Genomic DNA, 17,070 nt, shown 5'->3' on the forward strand with positions numbered 1-17,070 from the left:
CTGGGGGTTCTTGGGGGGGGGTGGGGGGTCTGGGCGTCTGGCGCCGCGGGTCAGCCCGTCGTGAAGGAGACGAAGGTGTAGTACGGGTCGGAGCCCGAGGACCTGCTCATCACGGCGGTGCGGGCGATGAAGAACTTCCCGTTGCCGTAGCGGAATTCGCCGGAGTCCGGCAGGAACTGGGTCTCGGCGCGCTGCGACTCCTTGTTCGCCGGGTTCTGCATGAGCACGGTCTCCTTCATCGTCTTGCCGTCGATGGAGACGACCTGGCCGCCGCCGTCGTAGGGCGGGACCTTGTAGGCGATGAGGTTGGAGCCGTCCATGCGCAGCGGGTAGACGGTGTAGCGCTCGCCGGCGTCGGCGCGGTCGGTGGTCAGCTTGCCGGTCTCCAGGTCGAAGGAGACGATCTCGTTGGTGCGGCCGTATTCGGTCGTGCCCTTGTGCTCCTCGGTCGGCAGGTAGAGCTTGCCGTTGCCGACGACCATGTTGGTGCAGTCCTCGACCTCGGTGGCCCCGCACTCGGGGTTGTAGTTGCCCGAGGTGAGCGGGATGCGCGTCTTGAGCTGGCCCGCGTCGTCGAGGACGAAGAGGTCGCTGACGCCGGTGGCGTTCTTGGAGGTGTCGTTGACGTCCGCCGCGACGATCAGCGGCTTGGTGGAGACGATCTGGGCGAAGTCGATGCCCGCGGGCAGCTTGTACGAGCCCTTGGGCGCACCGCTGACCGGGTCGAGGCTCTGGGCGTGCAGCACGTAGTCCGGGTGCTGGCCGCAGCGGCGGATCACCGCGAGGGCCGGGCCGCCCCCGTAGCCGAGGTCCTCGCACCGGTCCGCGTCGGTCTTGGCGGACCACAGGACCTTGCCGTCGGCGAGGTTCCAGGCGGCGCCGCCGCTCAGGCCGCCAGCGGCGACGGTCTGGCCGGTGACGGTCACCTCCGCGAGGACGACCGGCTTGTCGCCGCCGGTCTGGGACTTGGCGGTCGCCTTCCACAGGAGCTTGCCGGTGTTCAGGTCGATGACGCCGACCTGCCTGCACTGCGGGTACTTCTTCTCGGCCGTCGGCATGGCCTCGTCGAAGAGGATCGCCGTCTTGTTGTCCGAGACCCAGCGGCTGGCGGCGCAGACGTTGGCGCCGAGCGGGATCTCCCACTTCTTGGTGCCGTCGGCCAGGTTGTAGCCGACGACCTTGGCCATGTCGGACTTGGCGTAGGTGGTGTCGGTGAGCCAGGACCCGGGGATCTGGACGATCTCCTTCGACTCCGGCATCGGGACGTTGACCAAGGTCTTCGACTTGGTCTTGGCCGGTGCCTTCTCGGTGCCGCCGCCGCCCGGGGCCTTGTCGCCGCCGGGGCTCTCGCTGCCGCCGGCCACGGGCTGGCTGCCGGAGCCCTCGTCCTCGCCGGAGACGTACCAGAAGCCGCCGCCGACGATGAGGACGATGGCCAGGAGGGCCGCGCCGACGATCATCAGCTGCGTGCGGACGTCGTTGCCGCCGCGGCCGCCGGCCGGGACGGCCGGGCTCTGGGCCGCGTACATGGGCGCGGTGCCGGGCTGCTGCGGGTAGCCGTAGGACTGCTCCTGCGGATACCCGTACGAGGCCTGCCCGCCGGGGGACCCGGCCGGCGCCGGGACGGTCGGCGGCTGGGCCGGGGGCGGCGGGGGGCCGGCCGGCATGGCCGGGGGCGCCGGCGGGGGCGGGGGCGCGGAGAAGCCGCCCGGCGGCGGGTCCTGCGGCGCGCCGAACCCGCCGGACGGCGGCTGGCTGGGGGGCGGCGGGGTACTCATCGGTGCTACTGCCTCTCGGTGGGCGGTTCGGCGGACTGCTCGTTCTCGGGGCGGTCGCTCACTTGCCGAAGACCATCAGGAACTTCTCGCTCTTGTTGTCGGCCTGCAGGTGGGAGGCGGAGACGAACAGCCGGCCGTCCACGTAGTCCACGTTCGGGGAGAGGAAGGAGCTCTCCACCGGGGCGGCGGGGCCGGACGGGTTGCGCAGGACCGCGGTGGGCGTGCCCCCGCCGGCCGGGATGGTGAGGACCTCGCCGCCCTTCTCGCTCTCCGCCTCTCGGTAGACGACGACCTGGCCGCCCGCCGCCTTCAGCGGGGTGAGGGTGCGTCCCTCGCCTGCCGGGGTGCGCCACTTCACCTTGCCGGTGCCGAGGTCGAAGGCGACGATCTCGTTCGGCTTGCCGACGTCGGGCTTGGTGGGCAGGTAGAGGGTGTTCGCGTCCACGTTGGAGGAACCACAGCTCTGGAGCGAACGGTTGAACAGGCCGCCGCAGCCGACCGGGAAGCTGCCTTCGCCGGAGACGGTGGCGCGCTTCTTGCCGTCGGGTCCGAGGACCACGATGGAGCGCTCCTTGTCGCCGTTGCCGAGGTCGAGGACGATCGGGTCCAGCGAGTAGACGTTCTTGACCTGGAAGTCCTTGGGGAGCTTGTAGATCCAGGTGCCCTTGCCGGTGACCGGGTCGGCGTCCATGACCTGGACGGTCTTGTCGGCGTCCTGGCAGGTCGCGATGGCGAGCATCTTGCCGTTCATGGCGACGAAGTCGCCGGGCCGGCAGCCCTCTTCCACCTTGTTGGTGAAGAGCTTGTCCCCGGTGCTGACCTTGAACGCGCTGGTCGTGCCCATCCGGTTGACGACGAGGGAGTCGCCGGTGAGGGCGAGGTCCGGGCTGGTGAAGATGTCGAAGAGACCCTCCTTGGGGACCTCCTTCGACCATCCCTCCTTGCCGGCCTTGAGGTCGATCATCCGCATCTGGTTGCAGTCGGCGCTGCTGGACTCGCCGTTCTTGTACATGACGACGGTCTTGCCGTCCGCGGTCATGTCGGTGACCCCGCAGACGACGGCGGGGAGGGTGAGGGTCCACTTCTCCTTGCCGTCCTTGACCCCGTAGGCGGTGACCGACTTCCAGACGGACTTGACGACGGTGTCGCCGACGATCCACTGCCCCTTGGAGTCGACGCCCCCGCCGGGGCCGTCGATCTTGCTGCTCTTGAACCAGAGGACCTTGCTCTCGCCCTGCTTGCGGCCGGCGTTGAGGTCTTCCTCCTCCTCACCGCCGTTGCCGCTGCCGTCCCCCTTGTCCACGGAGGCGGAGGCGGAGGGCGAGGCCTTGTCGTCCGCGGGCGGGGTGGTGTCCTGCCCGATGACCTGGTCGGCGCCCTTGTCCTTGCCGGCGAAGAACGCGAAGTAGCCGCCGGTGCCCAGGACGAGCACGCCGGCGACGGAGGCCGCGATCAGCACGGCGAGCTTCTTCTTCGGCCCGCCGGGCGGCCCGGGCGGCATGCCGGGGGCGCCGGGGGCCATGTGCGGGGGCGGGGGCGGGAAGCCGTAGCCCCCGGGCGGCTGCGCGCCGTACGGGCCCTGCGGCGGCTGGCCGTACGGCCCCTGCGGCGCGGGCTGCTGTGCGTACGGGTTCTCGCCCTGCGGCGGGAAACCGTAACCGGGCTGCGGGGGCCCTGGCAGGTGCCCGTAACCGGAAGGGTTCGGCGGCTGGTTCGGCGGCTGGGGCGGCTCGGTCATCAGCGCATACCTTCGGCTTCGGGTGTGGGAGGAAGCCCTTTCTATCACTGCCGACGAGAACCGCGCCGGGCCGGTCCGACCCCTGTTCCCAAGGGAGGACCGGCCCGTGATGCCGTCGTTATCGGCCAGTTGGGGCGCGCGGGCCCCGCGCCCTACGCGTCTTCGGCGAGCTCCAGCCAGCGCATCTCCAAGTCGTCCCGGTCCGCGATGAGTTCCCGCAGTTCGGCGTCGAGCTTGGCGACCTTGTCGAAGTCGGTGGAGTTCTCGGCGATCTGGGCGTGCAGACTGCTCTCGCGGTCCGTCATCTTGTTGAGCTGCCGCTCGATCTTCTGCAGCTCCTTCTTCGCGGCGCGCGCGTCCCCGGAGGCCGAGGACTTTCCGGCGGCGGCCGGGGCGGGCGCCGGAGCGGCCGCGTCGATCATCTTCCGGCGGCGCTCCAGGTACTCGTCGAGGCCGCGCGGGAGCATCCGCAGGCTCGCGTCGCCGAGCAGGGCCATGACCGTGTCGGTGGTGCGCTCGATGAAGAACCGGTCGTGCGAGATCACGATCATCGACCCGGGCCAGCCGTCGAGGAGGTCCTCCAGCTGGGTCAGGGTCTCGATGTCGAGGTCGTTGGTGGGCTCGTCGAGGAAGAGGACGTTGGGCTCGTCCATCAGCAGGCGCAGGATCTGCAGCCGGCGCCGCTCACCACCGGAGAGGTCGCCGACGGGCGTCCACTGCTTCTCCTTGGTGAAGCCGAACTGCTCGCACAGCTGCCCGGCCGTCATCTCGCGGCCCTGGCCGAGGTCGACCCGGTCGCGGACGCGCTGCACGGCCTCCAGGACCCGCAGGGACGGGTCGAGTTCGCCGACCTCCTGCGAGAGGTAGGCCAGCTTGACGGTCTTGCCGACGGTCACGGACCCGGCGGCCGGCTGGACCTCGCCCTGAGTGCGGGCGGCCTCGGCGAGGGCCCGCAGCAGGGAGGTCTTGCCGGCGCCGTTGACGCCGACGAGACCGACGCGGTCGCCGGGGCCCAGGTGCCAGGTGAGGTGCTGGAGGAGGGTCTTGGGGCCGGCCTGGACGGTGACGTTCTCCAGGTCGAACACGGTCTTGCCGAGGCGGGCGTTCGCGAACTTCATCAGCTCGGACTTGTCGCGCGGCGGCGGCACGTCGGCGATCAGCTCGTTGGCGGCCTCGATGCGGTAGCGCGGCTTGGAGGTCCGCGCGGGGGCGCCGCGGCGCAGCCAGGCGAGCTCCTTGCGCATCAGGTTCTGCCGCTTGGACTCCTCGGTCGCCGCGATGCGGTCGCGCTCGGCGCGGGCGAAGACGTAGTCGCTGTAGCCGCCCTCGTACTCGTGGACGTCACCGCGCTGCACGTCCCACATGCGGGTGCAGACCTGGTCGAGGAACCACCGGTCGTGGGTGACGCAGACGAGCGCGGAGCGGCGCTCCTGGAGGTGCTTGGCCAGCCAGGAGATGCCCTCGACGTCGAGGTGGTTGGTGGGCTCGTCGAGTACGAGGAGGTCCTGGTCGGCGATGAGCAGCTGGGCGAGCGCGATGCGGCGGCGCTCCCCACCGGAGAGCGGGCCGATGACCGTGTCCAGGCCCTGCCCGAAGCCGGGCAGGTCGAGCCCGCCGAAGAGGCCGGTCAGGACGTCGCGGATCTTCGCGTTGCCGGCCCACTCGTGGTCGGCCATGTCCCCGATGATCTCGTGCCGGACGGTGGCCGAGGGGTCGAGGGAGTCGTGCTGGGTGAGCACGCCCATGCGCAGGCCGCTGTTCTGGGTGACCCGGCCGATGTCGGGTTCCTCCAGCTTGGCGAGCATGCGGATGAGGGTGGTCTTGCCGTCGCCGTTGCGGCCTACGACACCGATCCGGTCCCCCTCGGATACGCCGAGGGAGATGCCGTCGAGCAGGGTACGGGTGCCGTACACCTTGCTGACTGCCTCGACATTGACCAGGTTGACGGCCATCAGGAGCGCTCCAGGGAAGGGGTGTGGATCAGCCCCTCAGCCTAACCCTCCGCGAAGTGCCGGACCGTTCCACCAGCAGCCAGCCGCCCAGCGCCATGCCGATCGCGGCGGGCGCGGTGACCGGGAGCGCGATCAGGGTGGCGCTGTGGCCTTCCAGGAGCCCGCCGAGACCGGTCGTGGAGAGCCCGAGAACGCCCAGGAGGCAGAGCGCGGTGCCGAGGGCGGCGCGGGGGCCCGAGCCGGGGCCGGCGCCGGCGCCGGGGTGCGCGGTGCTCCCGGCGGGCGCCTCGAAGCGGCGGAAGACCGCGACGAGTACGCAGGTCAGCGCGGCGGCGGCGAGGAACCGGACCGGTACCTGGGCCCACCAGGCCGCCCCGGCGGGCTCGGGCAGGGCGAAGCCGAGGCCGAGCTGGGCGGCGTACACGGCGAGCATCGCGGTGAGGTGCCAGAGGAAGGCCGTCATGGCGACCCCGTTGGCGGCGACCACCCCGCGCCAGACCCGGGGCCGGGCCAGCCAGCCGGCGGCGGGGGCCCTGAGCAGCTCCACGGCGCCCACGAGCCAGATCCCGTGCGCGAGCAGGGCCAGGGTGGGCGGGGCCATGTTGGAGACCTTCTCCCCCGGCATCCCGACCATGGACAGCGGGTACGGCCCGTACGCCACCAGCAGGACGGCCCCGGCGAGCCCGGCGGCGGCGAGGGCGCCGGGACGGCGGAGCTGCCCACGGCCAGGGCCGGTGGCGCGCAGGAAGCCGAGCTGGTGGACGGCGAGCCAGACGAAGGCGAAGTTCAGGAACTCGGCGTACGGGACGCCGCCCGCGAAGCGCAGCAGATCGACGGCGGCGGCAGCCGCGGCCAGGGCCCCGAAGGCGGCCCAGCCGTAGCGCTCGTGCAGGGTCAGCAGGGGCGGGGTGAGGGCGACCATCGCGAGGTAGATCCCGATGAACCACAGCGGCTGCGTGACCAGCCGGAACGCGGCCCCCGACAGCCGGCCGCCGCCCCCGCCGAGGAGCTGCGCGGTCAGGGCGACGGCGGTCCAGACGGCGACGAACACGAGGGTGGGCCGCAGCAGCCGCCGCAGGCGGGCCCGCAGGAAGGCGGCGTACACCGGGCCGTCGGTGCGGCGTGCGAGGGACCGGTAGGACAGGGCGTGCGAGAACCCCCCGACGAAGAAGAACACCGGCATGACCTGCAGCGCCCAGGTGAGCACCTGGAGCGGCGGCACGACGGCGAGCAGGTTCCCTATGCCGTCGCCGCTGACGGCGGCCATCAGCCAGTGCCCGGCGATGACCGTCCCGAGCGAGGCGACCCGGAGCAGGTCGACGTAGCGGTCCCGGGTGGCGGGGGTGGCATCGGCGATGTCTTGTGCGCTGGCTCCCATGGGGTTACGGTCCCGCGCGGGCGGGGGCCGCGACAGGGCGCGGATACTCAGTCCCCCCTAGGTACCCGGGGCCGGCGCCCCCGATCCCGCTGCGCGGACGGAGTTCCCCTACCCGCCCTTCGCCCGTTCCCTGGGGCTCCGCCCCAGACCCCGCTCCTCAAACGCCGGAGGGGCTGGATTTGGCTGACGCCGGGTAGGGGACTCGGCGCCGCGCAGCGGCGCACCCGCAGCTGGTCAGAGGAGGGTCGCGCCCGGGGCCGGGCTCATCGCCAGGTGGGTGCCGCGGCAGGTGCCGGAGGCTTCCAGGGCTGCGGACACCTTCATCGCGGACTCCGCGTCGCGGACCAGGAAGGCCGTCGTGGGGCCGGAGCCGGAGACGATCCCGGCCAGCGCCCCGGCCTGCGTACCCGCCGCCAGGGTGTCGGCCAGCGCCGGCCGCAGCGAGAGGGCCGCGGGCTGGAGCCCGTTGGCCAGGGTGGCGGCCAGCTCGTCCGGGTCACCGGAGGCCAGGGCCGCGAGGAGGGCCGGGGAGGCCTGCGGGGCGGGGACGTCCGTACCGGCGGTGAGGCGGTCGAACTCGCGGAACACCGCCGGGGTGGAGAGCCCGCCGTCGGCCACCGCGAACACCCAGTGGAAGGTCCCGGCCGCGACCGGGGTCAGGATCTCCCCGCGCCCGGTGCCCAGCGCCGCCCCGCCGACCAGGCTGAACGGCACGTCGCTGCCCAGCTCCGCGCAGATGTCGAGGAGGTCCCCGACCGGGGTCTTCAGACCCCAGAGGGCGTCGCAGGCCAGCAGGGCGGCCGCCCCGTCGGCGCTGCCGCCGGCCATGCCGCCCGCCACCGGGATCCGCTTCTCGATGTGGAGGTGCACGTCGGGGCTCAGCCCCGCCCGCTCCGCCAGGATCTCCGCGGCCCGGGCCACCAGGTTGGTCCGGTCGAGCGGCACCTTGCCGGCGTCCGGCCCCGCGCAGGTCACGGTCAGTCCGGCGGCGGCGGTCGCGGTGACCTCGTCGTGGAGGGAGACGGCCAGGAAGACGTTCGCGAGGTCGTGGAAGCCGTCCGGCCGGGCCGCGCCCACCGCCAGCTGGACGTTGACCTTCGCGGGGACCCGTACGGTGATCGTCCCGCTCACAGCGCGGGCCTCTCCGCGGCGGGCTTGTGCTCGGCGATCGCCGCGAACTCCTCGACGGTGAGGGACTCGCCGCGGGCTTGCGGGGAGACTCCGGCGGCGACCAGCGCCGCCTCCGCGCCCGCCGCGGACCCGGCCCAGCCGGACAGCGCCGCGCGGAGCGTCTTGCGGCGCTGCGCGAAGGCGGCGTCCACGACGGCGAAGACCTCGGCCTGGGTGGCGGTGGTCTTCACGGGCTCGGCCCGGCGCACCAGCGAGACCAGCCCGGAGTCCACGTTCGGCGCGGGCCAGAAGACGTTGCGGCCGATGGAGCCGGCCCGCTTGACGTCCGCGTACCAGTTGGCCTTGACGGAGGGGACTCCGTAGACCTTGTTGCCGGGCTTGGCGGCGAGCCGGTCGGCGACCTCCGCCTGCACCATGACCAGGGTGCGCTCGATGCTCGGGAAGCGGCTGAGCATGGTGAGCAGGACCGGCACGGCCACGTTGTAGGGGAGGTTCGCGACGAGCGCGGTCGGCGGCGGGCCGGGCAGCTCCTTGACCAGCATCGCGTCGGAGTGGACCAGCGCGAAGCGGTCCTTGCGCTCGGGCATCCGCGCCTCGATGGTGGCGGGCAGCGCGGCGGCCAGGATGTCGTCGATCTCGACGGCGACGACCCGGTCGGCGGCCTCCAGCAGTGCGAGCGTCAGCGAGCCCAGTCCGGGCCCGACCTCGACGACCACGTCGTCGGGCCGGACCTCGGCGGTGCGCACGATGCGGCGCACCGTGTTGGCGTCGATGACGAAGTTCTGGCCCTTCTGCTTCGTCGGCCGTACGCCGAGTACGGCGGCCAGCTCCCGGATGTCGGCCGCCCCGAGGAGGGCCGACATCTCGGGCGGGGCGGTCTCGGACGGGGAGGTCTCCGGCGTACCGGTCGCCGGTACGGCGGGTTCGGGCTGCTGCTCTGCGGTGCTCACCGATAAAGGGTACGGCCGCAGTGTGGCCAGGGACTCGCCCCCCGCTGTACGTAGAGCTTCTTCGCCCGGTACGTCTGTTCCGGGCCCGGAGCGTCCTGCGGGCGGCCTCTGCCGCCGAGGGCCTGCCAGGTCTGCACGTCGAACTGGTAGAGCCCCCCGTACGTGCCCGAGGGGTCCGTGGCGCCGGGCCGGCCGCCCGACTCGCAGCGGGCCAGCGCGCCCCAGTCGAGGCCGTCCGCGCCCTGGACGGAGGTGGGCAGCGGCTTGGTGCCGACCTTGACGAGCTGGCTGACGGGCTCGCGGACGGTCTCCTCGGCGATCTTGCGGGGCCTTTGCCGGACCCCGTTGACGGTGCGCAGGCTGTACGTGGCCCTGCGCGCTCCGGGCCGTCCGGAGCGCTCGACGACTTCGGTGCCGGCGAAGAGGTCGGGGTCCTTGACCCGCTCGGTCGCGTACGGGATGCGTTCCTCGCGGATCTCGCGGGTGCCGGTGATGCGGAGGACGGTGACGGTCTGGCCGTCGCGCGGGAAGGAGCCGGCGGGCACGGAGGTGGCGTCCTGGCCGTGGAGGGTGATCCCGGCTTCGTCGAGGGCCTCCTGCACGGTGGCGGCGTTGGTGCGGATCGCCCGCTCGCGGCCGTCGGCCATGAAGGTGATGCTGCGTTCGGTGCGGACGGCGAGGGTCAGGCCGGTCCGGGGGACGGCGGCGGTGCGGGGTGCGGAGAGGTAGGCGCCCTCGGCGCGGATGCCGAACTGGCGCAGTGCGCCGTCGACGGTGCGGGCGGTGGTCCACACCTCGCGCCGCTGTCCGTCCAGGGTCAGGCTCAGCGGGCGGCCGTAGCGCAGCACGATCTCGTCGCCGTCGTCGAGGACCTCCGCCCCGGCCGGGGCGACGAGGTCGTGGGGGCCGATGCCGAGTCCTTCGGCGGCCAGCAGCTCGTCCACGTCGTCGGCGAAGGTGTGCAGGGTCCGCGGGACTCCGTCGACGGTGAGGCGGACGGCCTTGTCGGCGGCGACGAAGGCGGTGGTGCCGCCCGCCAGGAACGCGACGACCAAGGCCTGCGGCACGATGCGCCGCCAGGTGTCCCGGGGAGCGGGGGCGGCGCTCCGGCGCCGCCTCGGACCGGGCGCGGGGCCGCCGCCGGGGGCCGGGACGGGGGCCGGGACGGCCGGGACGGGGGCCGGGACGGCCGGCGCGGGCACCGTGCCGAGTCCGCCCCGGCGCCGTCCGGTCCCCGCGGGGGCCGGTCCGGCCGGGGCGGCGGCGGTGTCCGGGGGCGCCGCCGGCGCGGTGCGGCGCCGGCGGCCGGTGGCCGGCGGCTCCGGCTCGAGTGCGGGGCCCGGGACGGGACCGGCCGGGGCGGGGGTCCGGCCGCGGGCCCGGCGGCCCGCCCCGGGCTCGGCGGCCGTCCGCCGACGCCCGCCGCCGCGGGGCGCCGGCACCGCGGGCTCCGTGAGCGCTCCCGGGTCCGGGTCCCGGTCCGCACCCGGGCGCGGGAGCAGGTCCGGGCCCGAATCCGCCGCCGGGCCCGGGAACGGGTCCGGAGCCCGGCCCGGCGCCGGGTCCGGGAAGGGATCCGCGTCCGGGCCTGCCCCCGGATCCGCGTACGGATCCGCGTCCGGGCTTGCTCCACGCCCCGCGTACGGATCCGGGACCCGGTAGGGCACCGGTCCGGCGGCCGGGTCCGGGGCCGGCGTCCCCGGGTCCGGGTACGGGTCCGCGTACGGATCCATCAGGTCCGGATCCATCAGGTCCCGGCCCGCGCCCGGGGCGAGGAACGGGTCCGGGTGGAGGCCCGGTTCCGCGGTCGGGTCCGGGGCCGCGGCCCAGGGGTCGCGTCCACCGGCCGGCCAGGCCACATCGCTCATCGCGCTCGCTCCACTGGTCCGTCCGGCTGCTTCGGGCACGGCACCCTAGCGGAGCGGCCGTCACGCTACAAAGCCGGGCGGCTACGGAACGTGGCGAACGGGTGAGGAGCTGGTGCGGGGGGCCTCAGTAGGCGAAGGCGCGGGCCGTGTTGGCCGCCAGTGCCGTCGCCATGGCGTCCTCGTCGAGGCCGCGGACGGCGGCCATCGCCCGTACGGTCAGCGGAATCAGGTACGGCGCGTTGGGCCGTCCCCGGTACGGGGCCGGGGTGAGGTACGGGGCGTCCGTCTCCACGAGGACCAGCTCCAGCGGGGCCACCGCGAGGGCTTCGCGCAGGGGCGCCGCGTTCTTGAAGGTGACGGTCCCGGCGAAGGACATGTAGTAGCCGGCGGCGGCGCACTCGCGGGCCATCTCCGCGTCGCCGGAGTAGCAGTGGAAGACGGTCCGCTCGGGGGCGCCCTCCTCGCGCAGGACGCGCAGCACGTCCGCGTGCGCCTCGCGGTCGTGGATGACCAGGGCCTTGCCCTGCCGCTTGGCGATCTCGATGTGCGCGCGGAAGGAACGCTCCTGCGCGGCCATGCCCTCCGGGCCGGTCCGGAAGTAGTCGAGGCCGGTCTCGCCGACCGCCTTCACGTGCGCGAGGGCGGCCAGGGCCTCGATCTCGGCGAGCGCGTCGTCGAGGGCGGCCTCGCCGCCGCCCGTCCGGGCGCCCTGCCGCGACCAGCCGTCGGGGTCCCCGTGCACGATCCGGGGGGCTTCGTTGGGGTGCAGGGCCACGGCCGCGTGCACGTTCTCGTGGGCGGCGGCGGTCTCGGCGGCCCAGCGGGAGCCCTTCACGTCGCAGCCCACCTGGACGACGGTGGTGACCCCGACGGAGGCGGCCTTGGCGAGGCCCTCCTCGACGGTGCCGGACTGCATGTCCAGGTGGGTGTGGGAGTCGGCGACCGCCACCCGGAGCGGTTCGGGCAGCGGCGGCGGCGCGTCGTTCGGCGTACTACGGCTCATGCGGCCGATCTTATGACCGGCGGAAGAGCCCCAGCAGCCGGGCCATCAGGCCGGGCCGTTCCACCGGGACCGGTCCGGGGGCGTCGTGCAGGGAGGCCTTATGGGGCTTGGGGGCCCTCGTGGTGTACCCGGCGGGCACCGGGCCGGCGATCCCGGGGGCCGCGCGGTGGTGGTAGAGCTGGTCGAGCATGCCGATGACGGACTTGACCTGGCCCTCCCGCATGATCCGCACCACGTGGCCGCCGCAGTTCATGCAGGTCGGGTTGGACAGGGGGGAGGGGACCCGCTCGCCGTTCGCCGTGTAGACGATGAACGGCAGGCCCCGGCCGTCGGTGTGGTGCTCGATCTCGTATCCCTGCTCCCACCCGTACCCGCACTTCATGCAGGCGAAGGAGTACGCCTCGTGCACGGTCGGCACGGCCGCGGGAGCGGGAGCCGCGGCGGCGGCCGGGGCGGTGACGGTAGAAGCGGTGGGTACGGAGACGGGTTGGGGTTCGGCGATCTCACTCATGCCAGCTCCTCTTGTTCCACTGGTGCCATAGCCAGTGGACGCCTCTTCGGGCGGGAGCGCATCAGGCCCTGTCCAGTGTTGGACGGTCCTTGGGCGAGTCATGCCCAAAGCGCCCGGTGCGCGGTCTGAGCTTTGCTTTTCAGGTTAGCTCTTTACCGTCTCACGGCGACTTCTGTGCCGCGTTCTTTGCCGCGACCACGGCGTCGAACACCTCTCGCTTGGGTAGCCCCGCCTCGGCCGCGACCGCCGCGATGGCCTCCTTGCGCCGCTCCCCCGCCTCCTCGCGCACCCGTACCCGGTTCACCAGCTCCTCGGCGTCCACATCGCCGGGGGCCGCGGCCGGGGCTCCCTCGACGACCACGGTGATCTCCCCGCGCACGCCTTCGGCGGCCCAGGCGGCCAGCTCGCCGAGCCCGCCGCGCTTGACCTCCTCGTAGGTCTTGGTCAGCTCGCGGCAGACGGCGGCGCGGCGGTCGACGCCGAAGACCTCGGCCATCGCGGCCAGGGTGTCGTCGAGCCGGTGCGGGGCCTCGAAGTAGACGAGGGTGCGGCGTTCGGCGGCGAGCTCGCGGAGCTTGCCGAGGCGCTCGCCGGCCTTGCGCGGCAGGAAGCCCTCGAAGCAGAACCGGTCGACCGGCAGCCCGGAGAGGGCGAGCGCGGTGAGGACGGCGGAGGGCCCGGGGACGGCCGTGACCTTGATGTCCTTCTCCACGGCGGCGGCGACGAGCCGGTAGCCGGGGTCGGAGACCGAGGGCATGCCGGCGTCCGTCACCAGCAGGACGCGCTTGCCGGCCTCCAGGGCCTCGACCAGTTCGGGGGTGCGCGCGGACTCGTTGCCCTCGAAGTACGACAGGACGCGCCCGGTGGTGTGCACGCCGAGCCCCTGCGTGAGCCTGCGCAGCCGCCGGGTGTCCTCGGCGGCGATCACGTCGGCCCGCTCCAACTCCGATGCGAGCCGCGGCGGGGCGTCGGTGAGGTCGCCGATGGGCGTCCCGGCGAGGACGAGTACGCCGGCCCCCTGCCCATCGGGAAATGACGCCGTGGAGGGGGCCGGGGCGGGGGCTTCGGCGGAGCGGGGCTGGTCAGTGGTCACCGCCCCATCCTCTCAGCCGCCCCAACCGCCGCGCCCCACACTCCCGTCCCCCTGGGTCCGGCACAGGGTCGTTCCCTACGATGTGCCGGTGACCAGTACCGCGACGCCGCCGCCCAGCCCTGCGGGGGCCCCGCCCGCCACCGAGGCCGGGCCCGGCCCGGACCCCGCCGACCAGCCGTCCGCCTGGCTGCGCCGTCTGCGCGGCTTCGGCTACGTTCCGCCCGCCGGGGCGAAGCGGCAGCCGGACGTGCGCACCCGCCTGGTGCCGCCGTACGCACGGCCCTCCGCCCAGCTGTGGGCGCAGCTGGGGATCGGACCGGCCGCCGCGGAGCGCTGGGAGCTGGTGCTGGCGTGGGCCGGACCGCTGCTGGTGGCGCTGGTCGCCGGGGTGCTGCGGTTCGCCCACCTGGGCACCCCGAAGGCGGTGATATTCGACGAGACGTACTACGCCAAGGACGCCTGGGCCACGGTCAAGCAGGGCTACGAGGCGAGCTGGCCCAAGGACATCGACAAGTCGATCCTCGCCAATCCCGACGGGGTCTCCCTCCCGCTGGACCCGGGCTACGTCGTGCATCCGCCGGTCGGCAAATGGGTGATCGGCCTGGGCGAGTGGATGTTCGGCTTCGACCCGTTCGGCTGGCGGTTCATGACCGCGCTGCTCGGCACCCTCTCCGTACTGATGCTGTGCCGGATCGGGCGGCGGCTGTTCCGGTCGACGTTCCTGGGCTGCCTGGCCGGCCTGCTGCTGGCGGTGGACGGCCTGCACCTGGTGATGAGCCGGACCGCCCTGCTCGACCTGGTGCTGATGTTCTTCGTGCTGGGTGCCTTCGGATCGCTGGTGATCGACCGGGACAAGGTGCGGGCCCGGCTCGCGGCGGCGCTCCCGGTGGACGAGGAGGGGCGGACCCGCCCGGACGCCCGGATCGCGGAGACGCTGAAGCTGGGCTGGCGCCCGTACCGGCTCCTGGCCGGGGTCAGCCTGGGCCTGGCCTTCGGCACGAAGTGGAACGGCCTGATCGTGCTGGCCTTCTTCGGCGTGCTGACCGTCCTGTGGGACGCGGCCGCCCGCCGCACGGCGGGCGCGGGCACCCCGTACGCGGCGATGCTGCGCCGCGACAGCTGGACCGGCTTCCTCTCCCTCGTGCCGGTGGCGATCTCCGTCTACGTGGCCTCGTGGCTCGGCTGGATCCTCTCCCCCGACAACGGCAAGGGCGGCTACTTCCGCGACTGGGCCGCCAAGAACGACCAGCACAGCTCGTTGTCCTTCCTGCCCGAGTGGCTGCGGAGCCTGTGGCACTACGAGACGGAGGTCTACAAGTTCCACGTGGGCCTGACCTCGGGCCACACCTACGAGTCGAACCCGTGGAGCTGGCTGGTCCTGGGGCGTCCCGTCTCCTACTTCTACGAGTCCCCCGCACCCGGCACCGACGGCTGCCCGGCGACGGAGACCGCCAAGTGCGCGCGCGAGGTGCTGGCGCTCGGTACGCCGCTGCTGTGGTGGGCGGGCTGCTTCGCGCTGATGTACGTGCTGTGGCGGTGGTTCTTCCGCCGCGACTGGCGGGCGGGCGCGATCGCGTGCGCGCTGGGCGCGGGCCTGCTGCCCTGGTTCAACTACCAGGAGCGGACCATCTTCTTCTTCTACGCGGTGGTCTTCGTCCCGTACCTGTGCCTGGCGGTGGCCATGATGATCGGCGCCCTGCTGGGCCCGGCCGGCTCCTCGGAACGCCGCCGCGCCCTGGGCGCGGTGGCGGCGGGCGTGCTGGTGCTCCTGATCGTGTGGAACTTCATCTACTTCTGGCCCATCTACACCGGCCAGACCATCCCGATGGATTCCTGGCAGAACCGGATGTGGCTGGACACCTGGGTCTAGTGGGGCGGGCGATCCCTGATGTCCCGGGGCAACCAAACCCCTGAACCGTTTGTCTGTTCGACGTAAGGTCTACTCCACGGCCTCCTTGAACGTGTTCAGCGTTCAACGGCCGGGGGTCGGGACGCACGGGGAACGGGGATGGGGATGAACGGGGCTGCGAAGGGTGCCATCGTCGGCGGGGTCTTCCTCGCGATGGTGGGCGGAGCGGGATACGGGGTGTACGCGCTGGTGGGGGACGCCGGCGGGAACGGCGCCCCCGGCACGAGCGCGACCGGCCCGGCGGTGCCCGCCAAGGGCAGCGGGCCGGTCAGCGACGAGGACGCCGCGGCGACCGCCAAGGCGTTCTTCGCCGCGTGGACGGCCGGGGACGCCCGGGCGGGGGCCGACCTGACGAACAATCCGGCGGAGGCGCAAGGCGCCCTCGGCGACTTCACGGCCAAGGCCTACGTGTCCAAGGTCGCGATCACCCCCGGCACGCAGACCGGGACCACGGTGGCGTACTCCGTCGCCGCGGAGGTCACCTACGAGGGAGTCACCAAGCCCCTCGCCTACGAGTCCAAGCTGACCGTGGTCCGCGGCAACACCACCGGGCTGCCGCTCGTCGACTGGCAGCCCTCGGTGCTCCACCCGCAGCTCCAGAAGGGCGAGAAGCTGCGCGGCGGCGCCCCGGCCAACCCGCCGGTCAAGGCCGTCGACCGCAAGGGCAGGGAGCTGACGGCCGAGAAGTACCCGTCGCTGCGCCCGGTCCTCGACAGCCTGCGCAAGACGTACGGGGAGCGGCAGGGCGGCAAGAGCGGCGCCGAGCTGTGGATCGAGCCGGTCGCCCAGGAGGCACCCCGGCGGACCCTGCTGACGCTGGTCGAGGGGAAGCCCGGGGAGATCGGGACCGTCCTGGACGCGGACGTCCAGGCGGCGGCCGAGAAGGCGGTCCTGAAGTTCCCGCAGGCTTCGGTGGTCGCCGTCCAGCCGAGCACCGGGAACATCCTGGCCATCGCCGACCACCGCGGGGACGGCTTCCCCGCGTCCCTCAGCGGAGCCCGCGCGCCCGGCTCCACGATGAAGATCGTGACCGGCGCGATGCTGCTCGACCGGGGTCTGGTGGCGGCGGACAAGGTCGCCGAGTGCCCGGCGGCGGTGCAGTGGGAGGGCAAGACCTTCACGAACCTGAAGGGCTTCAAGCTGGACGGCGAGACCTTCGCGACGAGCTTCGCCCAGTCCTGCAACACCGCCTTCATCAAGCAGATCAAGCCGGTCGACGACGACGACGCGCTCCCGAAGGAGGCCCGTGAGGTCTTCGGCATCGGCGAGGGCATCGAGTGGAAGGTCGGCGTGCCCACCGTCGACGGGAAGGTCCCGGACGCGACCGGTCCGGCGGCGGCCGCCGCGTACATCGGCCAGGGTCGGATCCAGATGAACCCGCTGACCATGGCCTCGATCACGGCGACCGCCCGCACCGGGGTCTTCCGCCAGCCGGTCGTCGTCAAGGCCTCGCTGGACGGCCGCGAGATCGCGAAGGCCACCCGGAGGATGAAGCCCTCGGTGGCGGCGCAGCTGGTGCGGATGATGAAGCTGACGGCCACCGCGGGGACGGCCCAGGGTGCGATGTCCGCGGTCCACGGCTCCGACAAGGGCGCGAAGACCGGCTCGGCGGAGGTCGACGGGGCGCAGAACCCGGACAGCTGGTTCACCGGCTTCAGCGGGGACGTGGCGGCCGCGGCGATGGTCGAGGGCGGCGGCCACGGCGGCGACGCGGCGGGCCCGATCGTTGCGGCCGTCCTGAACGCGGGCTGAGCGGGGC

Annotated in this window: 12 protein-coding genes; 2 read left to right on the forward strand and 10 right to left on the reverse strand. The window is 73.2% G+C overall.

All coding sequences use genetic code 11. From position 1 onward, the window contains the following. Nucleotides 1-50: 50 nt before the first annotated feature. The 10 genes from OG247_RS17440 to rsmI all read right to left on the reverse strand — a co-directional run bounded on the left by OG247_RS17440 (nucleotide 51) and on the right by rsmI (nucleotide 13,402). Nucleotides 51-1,778 (reverse strand): outer membrane protein assembly factor BamB family protein, encoded by a 1,728-nt coding sequence (locus OG247_RS17440; RefSeq protein WP_327253111.1) that lies wholly within the window; start codon nucleotides 1,776-1,778, stop codon nucleotides 51-53. A gap of 58 nt (nucleotides 1,779-1,836) precedes the next feature. Beyond that, nucleotides 1,837-3,516, reverse strand: a complete 1,680-nt coding sequence (locus OG247_RS17445; protein WP_327253112.1) for an outer membrane protein assembly factor BamB family protein — start codon at nucleotides 3,514-3,516, stop codon at nucleotides 1,837-1,839. A 152-nt stretch (nucleotides 3,517-3,668) separates the two neighbouring features. Beyond that, nucleotides 3,669-5,468, reverse strand: coding sequence for an ABC-F family ATP-binding cassette domain-containing protein (locus OG247_RS17450; protein ID WP_327253113.1), 1,800 nt, complete (start codon nucleotides 5,466-5,468; stop codon nucleotides 3,669-3,671). Between the two features lie 28 nt (nucleotides 5,469-5,496). After that, entirely contained in the window at nucleotides 5,497-6,846 is a 1,350-nt protein-coding gene (locus tag OG247_RS17455; RefSeq protein WP_327253114.1) for an acyltransferase family protein, read from the reverse strand. 234 nt (nucleotides 6,847-7,080) lie between these two features. Beyond that, nucleotides 7,081-7,977, reverse strand: coding sequence for a 4-(cytidine 5'-diphospho)-2-C-methyl-D-erythritol kinase (locus OG247_RS17460; protein WP_327253115.1), 897 nt, complete (start codon nucleotides 7,975-7,977; stop codon nucleotides 7,081-7,083). Beyond that, nucleotides 7,974-8,840 carry a 16S rRNA (adenine(1518)-N(6)/adenine(1519)-N(6))-dimethyltransferase RsmA gene (gene rsmA / locus OG247_RS17465; protein WP_327257512.1) on the reverse strand — a complete coding sequence of 289 codons (867 nt, stop codon included), beginning with the start codon at nucleotides 8,838-8,840 and terminating at the stop codon, nucleotides 7,974-7,976. The genes OG247_RS17460 and rsmA overlap by 4 nt, the downstream gene beginning before the upstream one ends. Before the next feature lie 83 nt (nucleotides 8,841-8,923). Then, complete coding sequence (locus OG247_RS17470; protein WP_327257513.1) at nucleotides 8,924-10,129, reverse strand: ubiquitin-like domain-containing protein; 1,206 nt, start codon at nucleotides 10,127-10,129, stop codon at nucleotides 8,924-8,926. 790 nt (nucleotides 10,130-10,919) lie between these two features. Then, complete coding sequence (locus OG247_RS17475; protein ID WP_327253116.1) at nucleotides 10,920-11,798, reverse strand: TatD family hydrolase; 879 nt, start codon at nucleotides 11,796-11,798, stop codon at nucleotides 10,920-10,922. Between the two features lie 10 nt (nucleotides 11,799-11,808). Next, nucleotides 11,809-12,180, reverse strand: coding sequence for a hypothetical protein (locus OG247_RS17480; RefSeq protein WP_327257514.1), 372 nt, complete (start codon nucleotides 12,178-12,180; stop codon nucleotides 11,809-11,811). Between the two features lie 289 nt (nucleotides 12,181-12,469). After that, a complete protein-coding gene (gene rsmI, locus OG247_RS17485; protein WP_327253117.1) occupies nucleotides 12,470-13,402 on the reverse strand; it encodes a 16S rRNA (cytidine(1402)-2'-O)-methyltransferase in 933 nt (310 codons plus the stop codon). An 88-nt stretch (nucleotides 13,403-13,490) separates the two neighbouring features. Here rsmI and OG247_RS17490 point away from each other — a divergent pair, with 88 nt between their 5' ends. Both OG247_RS17490 and OG247_RS17495 read left to right on the forward strand, forming a co-directional pair. Then, nucleotides 13,491-15,272, forward strand: coding sequence for a dolichyl-phosphate-mannose--protein mannosyltransferase (locus OG247_RS17490; protein ID WP_442813317.1), 1,782 nt, complete (start codon nucleotides 13,491-13,493; stop codon nucleotides 15,270-15,272). Between the two features lie 144 nt (nucleotides 15,273-15,416). Then, complete coding sequence (locus tag OG247_RS17495; RefSeq protein ID WP_327253118.1) at nucleotides 15,417-17,063, forward strand: penicillin-binding transpeptidase domain-containing protein; 1,647 nt, start codon at nucleotides 15,417-15,419, stop codon at nucleotides 17,061-17,063. The last annotated feature ends 7 nt before the right edge of the window (nucleotides 17,064-17,070 follow it).

The sequence above is a fragment of the Streptomyces sp. NBC_01244 genome (assembly GCF_035987325.1).
Classification (GTDB): domain Bacteria; phylum Actinomycetota; class Actinomycetes; order Streptomycetales; family Streptomycetaceae; genus Streptomyces.

Bases quoted from the DNA above. Each gene is read 5' to 3' on its own strand.
- OG247_RS17440 (WP_327253111.1), bottom strand. From the start codon at position 1,778: ATGAGTACCCCGCCGCCCCCCAGCCAGCCGCCGTCCGGCGGGTTCGGC.
- OG247_RS17445 (WP_327253112.1), bottom strand. From the start codon at position 3,516: ATGACCGAGCCGCCCCAGCCGCCGAACCAGCCGCCGAACCCTTCCGGT.
- OG247_RS17450 (WP_327253113.1), bottom strand. From the start codon at position 5,468: ATGGCCGTCAACCTGGTCAATGTCGAGGCAGTCAGCAAGGTGTACGGC.
- OG247_RS17455 (WP_327253114.1), bottom strand. From the start codon at position 6,846: ATGGGAGCCAGCGCACAAGACATCGCCGATGCCACCCCCGCCACCCGG.
- rsmA (WP_327257512.1), bottom strand. From the start codon at position 8,840: ATGTCGGCCCTCCTCGGGGCGGCCGACATCCGGGAGCTGGCCGCCGTA.
- OG247_RS17475 (WP_327253116.1), bottom strand. From the start codon at position 11,798: ATGAGCCGTAGTACGCCGAACGACGCGCCGCCGCCGCTGCCCGAACCG.
- OG247_RS17480 (WP_327257514.1), bottom strand. From the start codon at position 12,180: ATGAAGTGCGGGTACGGGTGGGAGCAGGGATACGAGATCGAGCACCAC.
- OG247_RS17495 (WP_327253118.1), top strand. From the start codon at position 15,417: ATGAACGGGGCTGCGAAGGGTGCCATCGTCGGCGGGGTCTTCCTCGCG.